The sequence below is a fragment of the Geodermatophilus sp. URMC 62 genome (assembly GCF_052931475.1).
In genome coordinates this window covers 5,406,163-5,423,042 of sequence record NZ_JBRFHY010000001.1, presented here as the reverse complement: position 1 = coordinate 5,423,042, position 16,880 = coordinate 5,406,163, and the positions used below count along the sequence as shown (strand labels likewise).

Below are 16,880 nucleotides of genomic sequence, written 5' to 3'. Positions count from 1 at the left end.
GTGCACCAGCACGCACCGTCGCCCGCGGGGATCAGTACGTGCTGTGCAGCAGCAGGTCCGGCGTGTTCGCGGGCTCGCCGGTGATCCGGCCCGCGGTCGCGCCGCCGGTGACGGCCGCCGCGACGGTCGCCGGGGAGGCCGTCGGGGCGCCCTGCAGGTGGAGGGCGGCGACGCCGGCCACGTGCGGGGTGGCCATCGAGGTCCCGCTGATGGTGTTGGTCGCCGTGTTGCTCGTGTACCAGGCGCTGGTGATGCCGACGCCGGGCGCGTACAGGTCGACGCAGGCCCCGTGGTTGGTGAAGGAGGCCGAGGCGTCGGCCCGGTCGCTCGCGGCCACGGTGAGCGCCGCCGGCACGTCCGCCGGGGAGCTGGTGCACGCGTTGACGCCGTCGTTGCCGGCGGCGACGGCGTAGGTGACCCCGTCGGCGATCGAGGCCTTGACCGCGTTGTCGATGGCCGTGCTCAGGCCGCCGCCCAGGCTCATGTTGGCCACGGCCGGGGCGCCGGCGGCGTGGTCGCGGGTCACCCAGTCGATGCCGGCGACCACGCCCGAGGTGGTGCCGCTGCCGGTGCAGCCCAGCACCCGGACGGGCACCAGCGTGACGTCCTTCGCCACCCCGTAGGTGGTCCCGCCGATGGTGCCGGCGACGTGGGTGCCGTGGCCGTTGCAGTCCTCGGTGGTGTTCTTGCCGCCGACCGCGTTGTAGCCGGCCCGGACGCTGTTCGCGACCTCGGTGTGGGTCGAGCGGATCCCGGTGTCGATGACGTAGGCGGTCACCCCGGCGCCGGTGGCGGTGGCGGAGTACGTGGTGCTGAGAGGCAGGTCGGGCTGGTCGATGCGGTCGAGGCCCCAGGTGGCACCGGACTGCGTGGCCTCGGTGGCGAACACCTGGTCGCGCTCGACGGCGACGACTCCGGGGAGGGCCGACAGCCGCGGTGCGGCGGCCTCGGGCAGGTCCACGGCGAAGCCGGTGAGCGCCGCGGTGTAGACGTGCCGGACCTCGCCGCCGAGGCCGCGGGCCCGCTCGGCGGCCCGTGCCGGGAGGGTGGAGCGGTCGACGGTCACGACGTAGGTGGCGCGGGGTCCGTCGGCGGGTGCGGCGGAGGCGGGGCCGGCGGTGAGGCCGAGGCCGACGGTCGCCAGCGCGACGACGCCGACGGCCAGGGGGCGACGAGTGGGCAAGGACGGCTCCTCGGAGGGACGCTCCGCGGCCGGACGACCGCGGTGGGGTGCGAGCCAACGCGGCGTCAGAGCTCACCTCAAGTGAACGCGCGGAGCCGCAGGGTCACGACCGCGTATCGGCTCCGGGGGGATCAGGCGGCGGAGGGGACCTCGGAGGCGCGGCGGCCGTCGCGCAGCGCGCACAGCAGCGCGATGTCGCGGGCGTGGCCGCCGTCGGCGCTCGGCGTCTCCACGACCACCGGCACCCCGGCCACCGCCGGGTGGGCCAGCAGCTCGGCGAACGCGCCGGCCCCGATGGTGCCCTCGCCGATGGTGGTGTGCCGGTCGCGCCGGGAGCCGCGCTCGTCCAGGGAGTCGTTGGCGTGCACCAGCCCGAGCCGGCCGGGACCCACGGCGGCCTCGAGGGCGTCCAGGGTCGCCGTCGTCCCGCCGGGGGTGGCCAGGTCGTGCCCGGCGGCCCAGGCGTGGCAGGTGTCGAGGCAGACGCCGACCCTCGGGTGCATGTCGAGTGCCGCGAGGTAGGGGCCGAGGTCCTCCACGGTGGCCGCCAGCGACCGGCCACCGCCGGCGGTCGGCTCGACGAGCAGCCGCGGGCCGTCGTCGGGCAGGGCGTCGAGCACCGGCAGCAGCCGCTCGCGCAGCTGCCGCAGCGCCGCCTCGTAGCGGTCCTCGTCGACGGCGGACCCCGCGTGGACGACGACGCCGTGGACGCCGAGCTGCACGCCGCGGGCGAGGTCGGCGGCGATGGTCTCGACGGAGCGGTCGACGGTGGCCGGGGTGGGGGAGCCGACGTTGACCAGGAACGGCGTGTGCACGAAGGCCGGCACGCCGCGCTCGGCCAGCCCCTCGACGAAGGCGGCGTCCTGGCGGGGGTCACCGGCGCTGCGCCGCCAGCCGCGCGGGTTGCCGACGAAGACCTGCACCGCCCGCGCGCCGATCTCGTCGGTGTGGCGCAGCCCGCTGGTGGCCAGGCCACCGGCCACCTGGACGTGCGCGCCGATGGGGGAGGCGCTCACCCGAAGCTCAGCAGCAGGCTGACCTCGGTGCGGATGTCGACGACGGTGCCCGCGCCCGGGCTCTGCCGGTACACGCGGTCGCCGGTGATGAAGGTCGAGGTGCTGTAGGTGAGGCCGGCGGACTCCAGCGCCGCGGCCGCCTCGCGGGCGCTCATGCCGGTCACGTCCGGCACGGTGACCTGCGGCAGGCCGACCGAGACCTGGATGGTCACCTCGCTGCCGAAGGGCGCCTTCTGCCCCGGCGTGGGGCTCACGGCCATGACCTGGCCGGTGCCGACGTCGCCGCTGCGGCCCTCGGTGCGGGTGACGGTGAACCCCTGGGCCTCGAGGTTGTCCCGCGCGGCGTCCGGGCTCTGCCCGACCACGTCGGGCACCTGGACCGGGGCGCGGCCCCGGCTGACGACCACGGTGACCGGCTGGTCGCGGCGCAGCGCGGTGCCGGCCTCGGGGTCGAACCCGCTCACCGACCCGGCCGGGACGTCCTCGTCGTAGGCCTGCTGCACGGTGACCTGCGCGGGCACGTTCTCGGCGAGCCAGGCCTGCACCTCCTCCAGCGGCCGGCCGACCAGCTCGGGGTCGACGGTGAACCGCTCGGGCCCCTTGGACACGACCAGCTCGACGTCGCTGCCGCGGATGGCCTCACCGCCGTCGGGGTCGGCGGAGATGACGGTGCCCTCCGCGACGCTCTCGCTGAACTGGTCGTCGGCGAAGACCGGGTCCAGCCCCGCGCCCTGCAGCAGGTCGACGGCGGCCGCGCGGTCGGCGCCCTCCAGCGAGGGCACCGTCGTCCAGCGGCCCGAGCCCTGCCACCAGCCGATCGCGCCGACGGTGACGGCGAGCAGCAGCACGACGGCCACCGCCAGCCGGGCGCGGCGCCGCCGGACGTGCTGCGGGACGCCGGGCCGCTTCGGCGCCAGGCCCGGGCGGCGTCCGGCGACGTCGGTGGTGGGGCCGGTGCCCGTGCCGGGCAGCATGCTGGTGCCGCGCCCGCGCGAGGACCGGCCCGCGCCGAGCACCTCGGTGCCGGGGTCGCCGCCCGGGCCGGGGTCGCTCGGGTGCCGCGGGCGGGTGGGCCGGTTGGTCGGCCGGATCGTGTCGGGGCCGGCGGAGCTGCGGCCGGTGGGCACCGGCACGCGGGCCAGGCCCAGGTCGGAGCGCACGTCCTCGAGGTCGGCGAGGAAGGCGCCGGCGTCGAGCGGCCGGACGGCGGGCTCGCGGCGTGTGGTGCGCGTGACCAGCTCGTCGACCTGCCACGGCACGCCGGGCACCTCCGCCGACGGCGCGGGGACGTCGTGGTGCACGTGCTGGTAGGCCACCGCGAGCGGGGTGTCGCCGCCGTAGGGCGGGTGCCCGGTGAGCACCTCGAACAGCACCAGGCCGGCGGCGTACACGTCGCTGCGGGCGTCGGCGCGGGCCCGCTCCAGTTGCTCGGGGGAGAGGTAGGCGACCGTGCCGATGAGCACGCCGCCGGTGTGGCTGGTCTGCCCGGTGCCGGTGAGCGCGCGGGCCAGGCCGAAGTCGGCGACCTTGACCGTGCCGTCGTGGCCGATGAGCACGTTCTCGGGCTTGACGTCGCGGTGGACGATGCCGGCGCGGTGGGCGGCGGTCAGCCCGGCGAGCACCGGCTCCAGGACGGCGAAGGCCTCGGCGACGGTGAGCCGGCCGCGGGCCTGCAGCAGGTCGCGCAGCGTGCGGCCGCGGACCAGCTCCATGACCAGGAAGACCAGGCCCTGGTCGCTGCCCTGGTCGCTGACCGACACGACGTTGGGGTGGCTGAGCATCGCCGCGGCCCGCGCCTCGCGGGTGAACCGGTCGACGAACGTCGGGTCGTGGGCCAGGTGCTCGGCCATCACCTTGACCGCGACCGTGCGGTGCAGGCGCAGGTCGGTGGCCGCGTACACGGTGGACATCCCGCCACGCGCCAGCCGCTCCTCGAGGCGGTAGCGCCCCTCGAGGACCAGGCCGACCACGGGGTCGGTCACGGCGGTGTCCACGGAGCCGAGTGTAGGAAGCGCAGGCCCGCGCGCCGACCCGTACACGCGGGCCGCCCAGACCCCGCCCAGACCCCTCGCACCCTCCCGTCACACCGGTCACGGGAGGACGGCGACGATCAGGGAACCTGATCGTGGAGCGTCCTCCCTCACCGTGGGACGTGAGGGAGGACGCACGATGATCAGGTCACCTGATCATCGCGGCGGTCACGCGAGGTCGAGGCCCGGGTAGAGCGGGTGGGCGGCCACGAGCTCGGCGGCCGCGGCGCGGGTCTTGTCGGCCAGGCCGCCGTCGACGACGTACTTCGCCTTGGACGTCGACCCGTCCCGCGTCGTCGCGGGGCTGGTGTTCGACAGCACCTCGACGATGAGCTCGGCGGTGCGGTCGAACTCGGCGGCGCCGAAGCCGCGGGTGGTCAGCGCCGGGGTGCCCAGCCGGACGCCGGAGGTGTACCAGGCGCCGTTGGGGTCGGCCGGGATCGCGTTGCGGTTGGTGACGATGCCGGCGTCCAGCAGCGCGGACTCCGCCTGCCGGCCGGTCAGCCCGAAGCCGGAGACGTCGAGCAGCACGATGTGGTTCTCGGTGCCGCCGGTGACCAGCCGTGCGCCGCGACGGGAGAGTCCCTCGGCCAGGGAGACGGCGTTGTCGACGACGGCCTGCGCGTACGTGGCGAACTGCGGACGGCGCGCCTCGGCGAAGGCGACCGCCTTGGCGGCCATGACGTGCGGCAGCGGCCCGCCGAGCACCATCGGGCAGCCGCGGTCGACGGCGTCGGCGTACTCCGGCTGGCTGAGCACGAACCCACCGCGGGGGCCGCGCAGCGACTTGTGGCTGGTGCTGGTGACGACGTGCGCGTGCGGGACCGGGTCGAAGTCGCCGGTGAAGACCTTCCCGGCGACCAGGCCGGCGAAGTGGCTCATGTCGACGACGAGCGTGGCGCCCACCTCGTCGGCGATCTCCCGCATCCGCGCGAAGTCGACCTTGCGCGGGTAGGCGGAGTAGCCGGCCATCAGGACCAGCGGGCGGAACTCGCGGGCGCGGGCGGCGACGGCGTCGTAGTCGAGCAGCCCGCTCTCCGGGTCGGTGCCGTAGGAGGACTGGGCGAACATCTTGCCGCTGATGTTCGGGCGGAAGCCGTGGGTGAGGTGGCCGCCGGCGTCCAGGCTCATGCCGAGCATCCGCTGGTCGCCGAGCGCGTGCCGCAGCGTCGCCCAGTCCTCGTCGGTGAGCTCGTTGACGTGCCGGACGCCGGCCTGCTCCAGCGCCGGGGCCTCCACCCGCTGGGCCAGCACGGCCCAGAAGGCGACGAGGTTGGCGTCGATGCCCGAGTGCGGCTGCACGTAGGCGTGCGGGGCGCCGAACAGCTCGCGGGCGTGCTCGGCGGCCAGCGCCTCGACGGTGTCGACGTTCTGGCAGCCGGCGTAGAAGCGGTGCCCGACGGTGCCCTCGGCGTACTTGTCGCTGAACCAGTTGCCCATGGTCAGCAGCACCGCGGGGCTGGCGTAGTTCTCGCTGGCGATGAGCTTGAGCGAGTCGCGCTGGTCGGCCAGCTCGGCGCCGATGGCGTCGGCGACGCGGGGCTCGACCTCGGCGATCACCTGCAGCGCGCTGCGGTAGGCGGTCGAGGCGGCGGCGCCGTCGAAGGAGGGGGTCACGTCGGTCATGGGTGGGCTCCTGCGCGGTCGGTGGTCGGCTCTGCCCAGGCGCCCGGCGGGGGAGTGCAGGCCGCTCCCCGGTGGTGCCCCACCTCGATGCGCCAGTCACGGCCCGCGCCGATCCTAGCCCGCTCCGGCAGGCATCCCGGCGGTCGACCTAGGCTCGGATCCATGGACGCCGACGTCACCAGCGACGCCATGCAGACCCTCACGCCCGCCGAGGTGGCCGCGGCCCTCGGGGTGTCGCCGAACAAGGTCCGGCAGCTCGTCCGCGAGCGCAAGCTCCTCGCCGTCCCGGGCAGCGGCAACAGCCGCATCCCGGCCGACTTCCTGCAGGACGGCGCCGTCCTGCGGCACCTGCCCGGGCTGATCACCGTGCTCCGGGACGGCGGGTTCAGCGACGCCGAGGTCTTCGAGTGGCTGTTCCGCGCCGACGAGTCGCTGCCCGGCACGCCGGTCGAGGCGCTGCGCAACGACCGGCACACCGAGGTCACCCGCCGCGCCCAGGCCCTCGCCTTCTGACCCCCCGGAGGCACGGGAGGCGATCCGCACGTCCCGGGCCCCGGGACGTGCGTTCAGCTCCCTATGCCAGGCGGGTACGGAGGCGCACCGCCTGGGCGCTGGCCAGGCGGCGGGCGAAGATGCCCAGCCGGCGTGGCTTGGACACCGTCACCCGCCGGTCGAGCACCCGGTAGTCGGCGCGCTCGATCTCGGTGAGGATGCCGCCGTAGAGCGCGCTCGCCGCGCGCACGCAGTCGCGGGACTCCGGCGCCAGCATCGGCGTCCCCGGCTCGGCGTCGTCGTAGCGGCGCCGCACGATCGCGACCATCTCCTGCATGAGCGCGCGGAACCGGGCGTCGTACCGCTTCTCCTGCAGCTGCTCGCGGGTGACGCCGTGCGCGGCCATCACGTCGGCGGGCAGGTAAACCCGGCCGCGGTCGGCGTCCTCGGCGACGTCGCGCAGGAAGTTGGTCAGCTGGAACGCCTCGCCCAGCGCGATCGCGTGCGGCGCGGCCTCCTCGCGGGCGACACCGGGCGCGGTGCCGAGCACGGGGAGCACCTGCAGCCCGATCACCGACGCCGAGCCCCACATGTACCGGTCCAGCGCCGCCATGTCGGCGTAGCCGGTGACGGTGAGGTCGCTGGTCATCGCGGCGAGGAAGTCGACGAGGTGCTCGACCGGGATCCGGTACCGGCGGTAGGTGTGCACCGTGGCCAGCCGCACCGGGTCGTCGGACCAGCCGGCCTCCAGCTCGGCGAGCAGCGCCCGCGACCAGTCGGCCAGGTCGGCCTCGGGGTCGGCGCCGGGGTGGTCGACCAGGTCGTCGGCGGTGCGCGCGGCGGCGTAGAGCGCGTGGACCGCCGGACGGCGGTCGGCGGTGAGCAGCCGGGTGGCCAGGTGGTAGCTCTTGCCGTGCTCGGCGTTGACCGCCGCGCAGTACCGGTAGGCGGCGTCGAGCCGCTCCTGGCGCTGCGCCTGCGTCAGCGGCCGCTCGGTCGCCGTCACCGCCGGGGACCCGTGATCCGCTCGGCGGCCAGCCGGCCGCTGATGACCACCATCGGCACGCCGACGCCGGGCTGCACCGACGAGCCGGCCAGCACGACGTTCTCCGGGCCGCGGCGGGGCAGCGTCGGCGTCCGGAACGGGCCGGTCTGGCCGAAGGTGTGCGCCAGGCCGAAGGGCGTGCCGGCGGCCATGCCCTGCCGGGCCCAGGTCCGTGGGGTGTCCACGTGTTCCACCTCGATCGCGTCGGTCAGTCCGGTCCAGCCGCGGGCCTCCAGCGTGCGCAGCACCTCCGCGCGGTAGCGGGGCAGCAGCGTGTCCCAGTCGATGGTGGGGTTGCCGCCGCTGTGCGGGTCGAGGTTCGGCGTCGGCGCCACCACGCTGAGCACCTGCCCGCCGGCGGGGGCCAGTGACCGGTCGGTCACCGAGGGCGTGCTCACCAGCAGGCTGGGGTCGCTCATCGGCCGGCCGTCGCGGGTGAGCTCGTCGAACACCTGCCGCCAGGCCGCGCCGAAGCTGATCGTGTGGTGCGCCTGGCCGGGCAGCTCGTTCCGCACGCCGAGGTGCAGGGTCACGCAGGACGGCGAGTACACCGGCCGGCGGCGGCGCGCGAAGCCGGGCACCAGCTCCTCGGGCCGGTCGACGGTGACGACGACGGCGTCGGCGGCCAGCCGCTCGCCACCGGCCAGGCACACGCCGGTGACCCGCCGGCCGCGCAGCTCCAGCTGCTCGACGGCGGCCCCGTAGCGGAACGCCACCCCGGCGTCCTCGGCCGCGGCGGCCATCGCCCGCGGCACCGCGCCGATCCCGCCGACCGGGTGCCAGACGCCGGCGCCGATGTCGAGCTGGGCGATGACGGCGTAGGCGGCGATGGCCCGGTAGGGGCTGACCCCGGCGTAGAGCGCCTGGAAGCTGAACAGCCGCCGCAGCCGGTCGTCGGTGAAGAACCGGGCGACGTGGCTCGACAGCCGGCCGAACCCGCCGCGGCGGGCCAGCGCGACCAGCTCCGGGCCGAGCAGGTCCAACGGGGTGTCGAGGTTGCGGTCGATGAAGGTCGCCATCTGCAGCCGGTACAGCTCGGCGAGGTCGGCCAGGTAGCGGCGCAGCGCGGCGGCCTCGGCCGGGCCGGCCAGCGCCTCGACCTCGGCGGCGAACGCGTCGACGTCGGCGTGCACGTCGAGGTGGGAGCCGTCGGCGAACTGCGCCCGATAGGTGGTCTCCAGCGGCACCAGCTCGAGCCGGTCCTCCAGCCGCTCGCCGACGGCGGCCAGCGTGTCGGCCACCAGCTCCGGCGCGGTGAACACCGACGGCCCGGTGTCGAGCACGTAGCCGTCGCGGGCGACGACGCCGGCGCGGCCGCCGGGGCCGTCGCCGCGCTCGACGACGGTCACCTCGCGGCCGGCGCCGCGCAGCCGCAGCGCCGTCGCCAGGCCGGCGAGGCCGGCGCCGACGACGACGACGCGGTCGGTGGGTCCGGGGACGGTGCGCACGCTCAGGCGGTGCGCGCGGTGGCGGCGACGGCGAGCGCGTCGAGGGCGGCGCGGGCCTCCTCGGCGATCGGCGCGTCGGCGATCGCGGCGCGGGCGGTGGCGGTGCGCTCGGCGATCCGCTCCTCGACGCGGGCGCGGGCGCCGGTGTGCTCGATGAGGTCGCGCAGCGCGTCCAGCTCGTCGACGCCGCAGTCGGGGTCGCCCAGGCGCGTGCGCAGGAGCGCCCGCCCCTCCTCGTCGGCCTCCTCCTCGGCCAGCGCGATGAGCAGCGTCTGCTTGCCCTCGCGCAGGTCGTCGTCGGCGGACTTGCCGGTGACCGCCGGGTCGCCGAAGACGCCGAGGACGTCGTCGCGCAGCTGGAAGGCCTCGCCCAGCGGCAGGCCGATCGCGGTGTAGGCGTCGGCGGCGCGCGGGCCGGCGCCGGCGATCGCCGCGCCCAGCTGCAGCGGCCGCTGCACGGTGTAGCCGGCGCTCTTGTACCGGGCGACGGTGAGCGCGCCCTGGGCGCCGGGCAGGCCGCCGGCGGCGCGCAGCAGGTCGAGGTACTGCCCGGCGGTGACCTCGGTGCGCATGGTGTCCCACACCGAGCGGGCGCGGGCCAGGGCGGGGGCGCTGATGCCCGAGCGGCGCAGCAGCTCGTCGGACCACACCAGCGCGAGGTCGCCGACGAGGATGGCCGCGCCCACGCCGAAGGCGTCGCCGTCGCCGGTCAGGCCGCCGTCGCCGTGGTGGGCGGCGAACCCGACGTGGGTGGCCGGCCGGCCGCGGCGGGTCAGCGCGCCGTCCATGACGTCGTCGTGGACGAGGGCGCTGGCGTGCACGAACTCCAGGGCGGCGACGGCGCGCAGCACGGCGGCGTCGTCCTCCAGGGGGCCGGGGACGTCCTCGGTGACCCCGCGCCAGCCCCAGTAGGCGAAGGACGGGCGCAGCCGCTTGCCGCCGTCGGCCAGCGCGCACACCTCGTCGACGACCCGGGTGAGCGCCGGGTCCATCGCGGCCAGCGTGCTGCGCTGCTCTTCGAGGAACCCGGTGAGCGCGGCCGAGACCGCGCCGCGGACACGCCCCAGGTCGGCCGCCGCCAGCGACGGGGCGAGGGGGCGGACCACGGACTCGCGCTGCGCCGTCCCGTTGATCACGGGACCAGTATCGCCCCACCGAGTCGTGCGCGGCCTGCTCAGGGGGTGGGAGTGGGTGCTCAACGGGCCTCCTGCCGCTCGACTGCCGTCCCGGGTCGTCCTGCCCGGAGCGCCCGCTGCGGATGCGGGCGCGGGGGAGCGGGCGGTGTCGCACGTACCCTCGGACCCCGTGACCCCAAGCGTCCGCGAGCTGCTCGCCTCGTCGCGGCCCACCTGGTCCTTCGAGTTCTTCCCGCCGAAGACGCCCGAGGGCGAGGAGCAGCTGTGGACGGCGCTGCGGCAGCTGGAGCGGCTGCGCCCGTCGTTCGTGTCGGTCACCTACGGCGCCGGCGGCTCCACCCGCGAGGGCACCGTGGCGGTCACCGAGCGGATCGCCACCGAGACGACCATGACGCCGCTGGCGCACCTGACCGCCGTCGACCACAGCGTCGCGGAGCTGCGGCACGTGGTCAGCCGGCTGGCCGCCGCCGGGGTGCGCAACCTGCTCGCGCTGCGCGGCGACCCGCCGGGCGCCGACCCGCAGGCGGAGTGGGTCAAGCACCCCCAGGGGCTGGAGTACGCCGCCGAGCTGGTCGGGCTGATCCGCTCGATGGGCGACTTCTCCGTCGGCGTCGCCGCCTTCCCCGAGCGGCACCCGCGCTCGCCGGACTTCGACACCGACGTCGAGATGTTCGTGCGCAAGTGCCGCGCCGGCGCGGACTTCGCGATCACCCAGATGTTCTTCCGCGTCGAGGACTACCTGCGCCTGCGCGACCGGGTGGCCGCCCGCGGCTGTGACGTGCCGGTCATCGCCGGCGTCATGCCGGTCACCAACGCCCGGCAGATCAGCCGGATCGTGCAGCTGTCGGGGCAGGCCTTCCCCGAGGAGCTGGCCGCCCGCTTCGCCGAGCTCGACGGCGACTTCCCCGAGGCGCGCGCGGCGGTGCGGGCCTACGGCGTCGAGGTGGCGACGGCGATGTGCCGGCGGCTGCTCGACGAGGGCGTGCCCGGCATCCACTTCATCACCATGAACCGGTCGACGGCGACGCGTGAGGTGTTCACCAACCTCACCGACGCCGGGACCGGGACGTCGGTGCCCTCGACGCTGGCCGCCACCTCCTAGCGACCCGACAGCAGGGCTCCCCAGCGGAACCGTGCTCCCGGGGCGTAGGCGGCGTCCGGAGGGATCACCAGCCCGTCGCGACCGAGTTGGTCGAGCGTCCTGACCGGTATCGACCTCTGGCGCATGCTGGCGGAGAAGACGTCCAGCACGTGCTCGTACGCGGCGAGCGGCCGGTCGCCCGTGTGGAACGCGTACCACCACTGACCGTTCAGGTACTTCGGCAGGTCGTCTGCGAGTGAGGTGGGGTCGAGCCCGGTGGCGCCGGCCACCGCGTCGGCGATGCCCAGCGTCTCGATGGCGTGGTGGAGGACCTGCCGCGCCGACATGCCGGGCAGCACGCGCCTGCTGGCGGCTACCGCGGAGAAGGCGATGGGGGAGTCGAGCTCCGGGGAGATCCACACGCGCTCGTTGGCGACGTACGCCAGAGGCGTCACCGGACCGTCGACACCCTCGACCCGGACCCCGGGGACGGCGGCCAGTGAGTACATGCCGGAGGTGAGGCCCTCGCTGTCGTGCATCGCCCGGAGCTGGTCGTCGTCGAGCAGGAGCACGAACACGTCCACGGTGGTGTCCCGGACACGGTCACGCGCCAGCAGCAGTTCCCCGTACAGGTAGCCCTGCCCGTGCAGCCCGCAGGCGACCACGTCAGCCCCTGCCAACCTCCCCCTCAGGGCGGGTACGGGGCCGCCGGCGCCGTAGTTCCGCAGCTTGACGTGCACCGTCGCGGGGTTGCGATTGGCTCCGTAGGCGACCACCGGCGTGCGCGTCGAGAGGTCGCACGCCCCGTCCGCCCGCAGCACGTCCGCCACGGGGCGCCGACCACCCGTGGCGACGTGGTGGGTCGAGGACGAGCCGTCGACCACCAGCGGGAGCACGTGGTCGTCACGCAGGAGGTACGAGAAGGCCGGGCAGTCCCCCGGATAGCTCTGGGGGAAGAGCCGGGCCGGTCGCCATGACGCCACCGGGACCTCGCCGGGGAACTCCAGGTCCGCCTCGTCCCGCACTGACACCACCCGCCCCGCTCCGTGCGTCAGGACGTGCCCGCTCGCGTACCTGCGGGGTCACGGGGAGCGGTCGCGCCGGCTGCAGGCTGCCAGTCCCACCGCAGCCGGTACTTCGCCCGGTGCGGCAGGGGTTCGGCGTCGTCCCGGAACACCCGCCAGTACAGACACTGACCGTCATCGAGTATGACGGGGCGGTTGTCCTCCACGCGCGCCCAGTGCTCACGAACGGTGTTCTCCTCGCCGACGGCGCTGACGCACGGATAGGACGGTGAGAACAGGACGACGAACGTCAAGGACACGGTCGATCGGTCGATGTGCGTCTCGAACGACTCGTGGTCCGCCTGGTCGAACGCCCCCCGGTAGACGATCTCGTTCGTCACTCGTGCCACGTGGTCCACGGACAGGGAGTCGAGGTCCACACCGAGCCCGTGGCACTTCGCCTCGAGTCCCTTCTTCAGCGGGGAGTGGGGTTGCAGTTCGTCCCACTTCCACACGTGGTGCTTGCTCGTCACGCCCTCGAAGTCGCCGCTCGTGGCGTAGCAGAACACCACACCGTTCCCCGAGGCCCTCTCCCGCACGATCAGGTGCGAGTCCGTGAGGACTGCGCGGCCCCCGCCGTCGCGCCCGCTCACGTCCGGGGCGTCGCGGAGGTCGAGCACCTTGAGCACGTCCAGGGCCGAGAAGGAGTCCTTCTCGGCGATGCCTCGGACATCGAGGTCGTTCCCCTTGATCTTGCTGCGTCGGAGATCGTCCCGCTTCTTTCCCTGGTACCTGGCCGTGATGTAGGCCGACGCGAGTGTGGCGAGCGCTCCGAGGGCGCCAACGCCGATGGTGACCCAGTCCGGATCGGGCGCCTCCTCGTTGGCGGCCGCGACGAGTGTCACCGCGCCGATCAGCGTGTCGATCAGGCCCTCGACCCCCATGCGGAGTCCCCCCTACGGATGTGCCCCGTTCGAGCAGGCGCCGCACCGGGCCCCTGGGTGACGTGTCGCCGCCAGGTGGCAGGAGCGGCGGATCCTGCTCCGATGGAGGGCTGCTCGGACCGTCCTGATACCGGACGGGTACGACGTCAGTGGGTCACGTCACCACGGCGTCACGAGGACCACCGGCGGCCCGACCCACCCGCGCCGTCGAGGGGCTCGGCAGCCAGCGCGTCCCCGCCCTGCGCACCGACCGGCGCGACCGAGTCCTGCCGGCACCACCGCCGCTGCGGCCGGACGCACCCGACCGTGCTCGCCCGCCGCGGCCGCCCGGACGGTCTCTAGACGGTCACCGGGCCACCGGTCTCCAGCAGCTCCGTGGTGCGCCGGGCGGCCTTGCGCAGCGCCTCCCGCTCGGCGGCGTAGCCGCCCAGGACGCCGACCAGCGGCAGGTTGGCCAGCGCGCGGGCGCCGAGCCGGCCCTTGGGACGGGCGTCGAGGGCCTCGTCGATGCGGCCGAGCAGCCGCGCGGCCCGCCAGACGGTGCGCGCGGCACCACCCAGCCCCGCCCGCTCGTCGCGGGCGCCGAGCGCGGCCTCGGTGTAGGTACCGCGAACCCGCTCGAGCAGCGGGCGCACCCGCTCGGCCGGCAGGTCACGGGCGAGCAGCACCCGGGCCAGCAGCGACACCCGCTCGGCCGGGTCGGTGACGCCGTGCTCGCCGGCCACCCCCAGCACGACCAGCGACTGCACCGCCGTCCCCACCGTGTTCTGCAGCGGCAGGACGTCGGCGAGCCGCCCGACCAGCCGCGGCAGACCGCTCGCGACCGCGGCCACGCGGGACGCCCGGTCGGCCCACCAGGCGTCGCGGTCGGCGGGCGGCAGCTCCGGCGGGCGGCCCAGCCGCTGCACGAGGGGACCGGTCAGCCGGTCCAGCCGGCGCAGGACGTCAACGACGACGGCGTCGCTCAGGGGAGGGGCCATGGGAGCGGGCTACCCGTGGCGGGGCGCTCGTACCGTGGCGCGCATGTCGGGACACGGGCGCGCCCGCCGGTGGGCGGTCGTCGTCGCGCTGCTCGCCGTCCTGGCCGCGCTGCCGGCGGTGGTCGGCGCGCTGCCCGCCGACGACGCCGACCTGTCCGCACCCGACCTGCGCGACGCCGTCCTGGCCAGCGCCGGCGTCGGCTTCTCCGGCTACGCCGTGTCGGCCGGCGGGCTGAGCCTGCCGGTCAGCGACCAGCTGCCCGCCGTCGCGGACCTGCTCAGCGACCGCGCCACGATGCGGGTGTGGTGGCGGGGGCCCGACGAGCACCGGGTGGACGTCGTCAGCGCCGCGGGGGAGACCGGCGTGCACGTCGACCCCGCCGGCACCTGGTCCTGGGAGTACGAGTCGGCCACCGCCCGCCGCAGCGACCCGGCTGCGCTGGCGCTGCCGGCCCCGCCCGACCTGGTGCCCGCCGCGCTCGGCCGCCGGCTGCTGTCGGAGGCCACCGACGACGAGCTCACGCGGATCGGCGCCCGCCGGGTGACCGGCCGCGACGCGCTGGGCCTGCGGCTGGTGCCGGCCGCCCCCGCGGCGTCGGTGGCGCGCGTCGACGTCTGGGCCGACGCCGCGACCGGTCTGCCGCTGGCCGTGGAGGTGGTCGCCGACGGCGCGGCCGTGCCCGCGCTTGGCACCCGCTTCCTCGACCTGGACCTGGGTGCCCCGCCGGCCGCCGTCGTCGCCTTCACCCCGCCGGCCGGCGCGCGGGTGCTGCCCGGCGAGGACACCGGGGGCCTGCTGCGCGAAGCCGCCGACCGGGAGCTGTCCCCGGTCCGGCTCCCCGCCGAGCTGGCCGGCCTCCCCCGGCGCGAGGTGGCCGGGGCCCCGGCCACGGTGGGCCTCTACGGCAGCGGCGTGACCCTGCTGGCGGTCGCCCCGCTGCCCGGCCGCCTCGCCGCGGGCCTGCGCTCGACGCTGGCCGCAGCGCCGGACGCGGTCCGCGACGGGTCCAGCACCCGCATCGCCGCCGGCCCGCTCGGGCTGGTGCTGGTCGAGCCCCCGCGCAGCGGCGCCTACCTGCTCGTCGGCACGGTCACCCTCGACGCCCTCGCCCACGCCGCGGGGGCCCTGACCGGGGCGCCGTCGTGACCTCGGTGATCGTCACCCGCGGGCTGGTCAAGCAGTTCGGCCGGGTGCGCGCGGTCGACGGCATCGACCTCGACGTCCGCGCCGGCGATGTCTACGGCTTCCTCGGCGCCAACGGCTCGGGCAAGACGACGACGGTGCGCGTGCTGCTCGGCCTGGTGCTGCCCACCCGCGGCGAGGTCGAGCTGCTCGGCGGGCCGATGCCGCGGGCCGGCCGGCGGGTGCTGCCCCGGGTGGGTGCGCTGATCGAGGGCCCGGCGCACCACCGGCACCTCTCCGGGGCGGCCAACCTGGCGCTGCTGGACGCCGCCGGCCCCGGCGGGTCCCGCCGCACCCGGCGGCGGCGGATCGCCGAGGTGCTCGACCAGGTGGGCCTCGGCGGGGTCGGCCGCCGTCCGGTCGGCGCCTACTCGCTCGGCATGCGCCAGCGGCTGGGCCTGGCCGGCGCGCTGCTGCGCCGGCCGGAGCTGCTCGTCCTCGACGAGCCGACCAACGGCCTGGACCCGCAGGGCATCCACGAGATCCGCGAGCTGCTGCTCGAGCTGCACCGCGCGGGGACGACGGTGTTCCTGTCCAGCCACCTGCTGGCCGAGGTCGAGCAGCTGTGCACCCGGGTGGGCGTGCTCGACCGCGGCCGGCTGGTGCTGCAGGAGGACATGGCCCGGCTCACCGCCCCGACCGGCGCCACCGTCGTCGACACCCCGGCGCCCGAGCGGGTGCGGGCGCTCCTGGACGGGCGGGTGCTCGCCGCCGACGGCGGCCGCCTCGTCGTCCGCGGGGCCGACCCGGCCGAGGTGAACGCGCTGCTGGTGGGCGCGGGGGTGCCGGTGACCGGGCTGGCGCTGCAGCGGCCAACGCTGGAGGAGGTCGTGCTGGCCGCCGCCGGCACCAGCGCCGACCGGGTGGAGCGGTCGTGATCGGCGTCGAGCTGCGCAAGACCTTCGGCCGGCCGCGGACGTGGACGACCATCGCCGTCCTCAACGCGCTGCCGGTGCTGGTGGCCGTGCTGCTGCGGCTCACCGACCTCGCGCCGCGGCCGGGCGAGGGGCCGCCGTTCCTGTCGGCGGTGCTCACCAACGGCGCGCTGTACCCGCTGGCCGCCCTGGCGATCGTGCTGCCGCTGTTCCTGCCGATCGCCGTCGCGGTGGTCAGCGGGGACGCCGTCGCCGGGGAGGCCCAGGCCGGCACGCTGCGCTACCTGCTGGCCCGACCGGCCGGGCGCACCCGGCTGCTGGTGGCCAAGCTGGTCGCGGTGCTGGCGTTCGTCGTCGTGACCGTCGTGGTCGTCGCCGCGGTCGGCTACCTGGTCGGCCAGCTGCTGTTCGACGCGCAGCCGGTCGCGGGCGGGACGTCGGTGTCGGGCACCTCCCTGACGGCCGAGGAGCTGGCCGGGCGGACGCTGCTGGCCATCGGCTACGTCGCGGTGTCGATGCTCGGCGTCGCGGCCTTCGGGCTGTTCTTCTCCACGCTCACCGACTCGCCGCTGGCCGCCGCGCTCGGCGCGCTCGCGGTGCTGGTGACCTCCTCGCTGCTGTTCACCCTGGACGCCGCCTCGCCGATCGCGCCCTACCTGCCCACCCGCTACTGGCTGGCCTTCGTCGACCTGTTCCGCGACCCGATCCTGTGGCGCGACGTCGTCCGCGGGCTGGCGCTGCAGGGCGTCTACGTGGGCGTACTGCTCACCGCGGCGTGGGCGAACTTCACCACCAAGGACATCACCAGCTGACCGTCCGCGCCGCCGGTCGCCGGCC

At 75.7% G+C, this 16,880-nt stretch carries 15 protein-coding genes and 1 riboswitch; of the genes, 5 read left to right on the top strand and 10 right to left on the bottom strand.

Going from position 1 to position 16,880, the window contains the following annotated elements; genetic code table 11:
- Positions 1 to 31: 31 nt before the first annotated feature.
- The 4 genes from ACU616_RS25985 to ACU616_RS25970 all read right to left on the bottom strand — a co-directional run bounded on the left by ACU616_RS25985 (position 32) and on the right by ACU616_RS25970 (position 5,855).
- Entirely contained in the window at positions 32 to 1,183 is a 1,152-nt protein-coding gene (locus ACU616_RS25985; RefSeq protein WP_446761279.1) for a S8 family peptidase, read from the bottom strand.
- Between the two features lie 131 nt (positions 1,184 to 1,314).
- Positions 1,315 to 2,199 (bottom strand): deoxyribonuclease IV, encoded by an 885-nt coding sequence (locus tag ACU616_RS25980; protein WP_446761278.1) that lies wholly within the window; start codon positions 2,197 to 2,199, stop codon positions 1,315 to 1,317.
- Positions 2,196 to 4,193: a Stk1 family PASTA domain-containing Ser/Thr kinase gene (gene pknB / locus ACU616_RS25975; protein WP_446761277.1), complete on the bottom strand. Its 1,998-nt coding sequence runs from the start codon at positions 4,191 to 4,193 to the stop codon at positions 2,196 to 2,198. Before pknB ends, ACU616_RS25980 begins: the two co-directional genes overlap by 4 nt.
- Before the next feature lie 204 nt (positions 4,194 to 4,397).
- Complete coding sequence (locus ACU616_RS25970; RefSeq protein ID WP_446761276.1) at positions 4,398 to 5,855, bottom strand: glycine hydroxymethyltransferase; 1,458 nt, start codon at positions 5,853 to 5,855, stop codon at positions 4,398 to 4,400.
- Positions 5,856 to 5,881: 26 nt separating this feature from the next.
- Positions 5,882 to 5,965: riboswitch (ZMP/ZTP riboswitch) on the bottom strand.
- Positions 5,966 to 6,017: 52 nt separating this feature from the next.
- Between ACU616_RS25970 and ACU616_RS25965 the strand changes: the two genes are divergently transcribed.
- Entirely contained in the window at positions 6,018 to 6,368 is a 351-nt protein-coding gene (locus ACU616_RS25965; protein ID WP_446761275.1) for an Rv2175c family DNA-binding protein, read from the top strand.
- Positions 6,369 to 6,429: 61 nt separating this feature from the next.
- Here the strand turns inward: ACU616_RS25965 and ACU616_RS25960 are convergent, their stop codons facing one another.
- Genes ACU616_RS25960 through ACU616_RS25950 form a run of 3 tightly spaced genes read right to left on the bottom strand, consistent with a single transcriptional unit; the run spans position 6,430 to position 9,976 of the window.
- Complete coding sequence (locus ACU616_RS25960; protein WP_446761274.1) at positions 6,430 to 7,353, bottom strand: phytoene/squalene synthase family protein; 924 nt, start codon at positions 7,351 to 7,353, stop codon at positions 6,430 to 6,432.
- Positions 7,350 to 8,840 carry a phytoene desaturase family protein gene (gene crtI, locus ACU616_RS25955; RefSeq protein ID WP_446761273.1) on the bottom strand — a complete coding sequence of 497 codons (1,491 nt, stop codon included), beginning with the start codon at positions 8,838 to 8,840 and terminating at the stop codon, positions 7,350 to 7,352. The genes ACU616_RS25960 and crtI overlap by 4 nt, the downstream gene beginning before the upstream one ends.
- A 2-nt stretch (positions 8,841 to 8,842) precedes the next feature.
- The gene (locus tag ACU616_RS25950; protein ID WP_446761272.1) at positions 8,843 to 9,976 is read right to left on the bottom strand and encodes a polyprenyl synthetase family protein; all 1,134 of its coding nucleotides are present in this window, start codon (positions 9,974 to 9,976) and stop codon (positions 8,843 to 8,845) included.
- Positions 9,977 to 10,145: 169 nt separating this feature from the next.
- Here ACU616_RS25950 and metF point away from each other — a divergent pair, with 169 nt between their 5' ends.
- Positions 10,146 to 11,078 carry a methylenetetrahydrofolate reductase [NAD(P)H] gene (gene metF / locus ACU616_RS25945; protein WP_446761271.1) on the top strand — a complete coding sequence of 311 codons (933 nt, stop codon included), beginning with the start codon at positions 10,146 to 10,148 and terminating at the stop codon, positions 11,076 to 11,078.
- Here metF and ACU616_RS25940 read toward each other — a convergent pair.
- The 3 genes from ACU616_RS25940 to ACU616_RS25930 all read right to left on the bottom strand — a co-directional run bounded on the left by ACU616_RS25940 (position 11,075) and on the right by ACU616_RS25930 (position 13,985).
- The gene (locus tag ACU616_RS25940; protein ID WP_446761270.1) at positions 11,075 to 12,082 is read right to left on the bottom strand and encodes a hypothetical protein; all 1,008 of its coding nucleotides are present in this window, start codon (positions 12,080 to 12,082) and stop codon (positions 11,075 to 11,077) included. The two genes, metF and ACU616_RS25940, sit on opposite strands and share 4 nt — an antisense overlap.
- Positions 12,083 to 12,108: 26 nt before the next feature.
- On the bottom strand, positions 12,109 to 13,005 hold the full coding sequence (locus ACU616_RS25935; RefSeq protein WP_446761269.1) for a hypothetical protein: 897 nt from the start codon (positions 13,003 to 13,005) through the stop codon (positions 12,109 to 12,111).
- 338 nt (positions 13,006 to 13,343) lie between these two features.
- The gene (locus ACU616_RS25930; RefSeq protein ID WP_446761268.1) at positions 13,344 to 13,985 is read right to left on the bottom strand and encodes a hypothetical protein; all 642 of its coding nucleotides are present in this window, start codon (positions 13,983 to 13,985) and stop codon (positions 13,344 to 13,346) included.
- Between the two features lie 43 nt (positions 13,986 to 14,028).
- Between ACU616_RS25930 and ACU616_RS25925 the strand changes: the two genes are divergently transcribed.
- From ACU616_RS25925 to ACU616_RS25915, 3 genes are read left to right on the top strand one after another with little or no spacing between them, the layout of a single operon-like run.
- Positions 14,029 to 15,132 (top strand): transcriptional regulator, encoded by a 1,104-nt coding sequence (locus ACU616_RS25925; RefSeq protein ID WP_446761267.1) that lies wholly within the window; start codon positions 14,029 to 14,031, stop codon positions 15,130 to 15,132.
- Positions 15,129 to 16,046: an ABC transporter ATP-binding protein gene (locus ACU616_RS25920; RefSeq protein WP_446761266.1), complete on the top strand. Its 918-nt coding sequence runs from the start codon at positions 15,129 to 15,131 to the stop codon at positions 16,044 to 16,046. The genes ACU616_RS25925 and ACU616_RS25920 overlap by 4 nt, the downstream gene beginning before the upstream one ends.
- Positions 16,043 to 16,855: an ABC transporter permease gene (locus ACU616_RS25915; protein WP_446761265.1), complete on the top strand. Its 813-nt coding sequence runs from the start codon at positions 16,043 to 16,045 to the stop codon at positions 16,853 to 16,855. The genes ACU616_RS25920 and ACU616_RS25915 overlap by 4 nt, the downstream gene beginning before the upstream one ends.
- Positions 16,856 to 16,880 lie beyond the last annotated feature (25 nt).

Excerpts from the sequence above, each read along its gene's own strand:
- ACU616_RS25970 (WP_446761276.1), bottom strand. The coding sequence starts at position 5,855 with ATGACCGACGTGACCCCCTCCTTCGACGGCGCCGCCGCCTCGACCGCC.
- ACU616_RS25965 (WP_446761275.1), top strand. The coding sequence starts at position 6,018 with ATGGACGCCGACGTCACCAGCGACGCCATGCAGACCCTCACGCCCGCC.
- ACU616_RS25935 (WP_446761269.1), bottom strand. The coding sequence starts at position 13,005 with ATGGGGGTCGAGGGCCTGATCGACACGCTGATCGGCGCGGTGACACTC.
- ACU616_RS25930 (WP_446761268.1), bottom strand. The coding sequence starts at position 13,985 with ATGGCCCCTCCCCTGAGCGACGCCGTCGTCGTTGACGTCCTGCGCCGG.
- ACU616_RS25925 (WP_446761267.1), top strand. The coding sequence starts at position 14,029 with ATGTCGGGACACGGGCGCGCCCGCCGGTGGGCGGTCGTCGTCGCGCTG.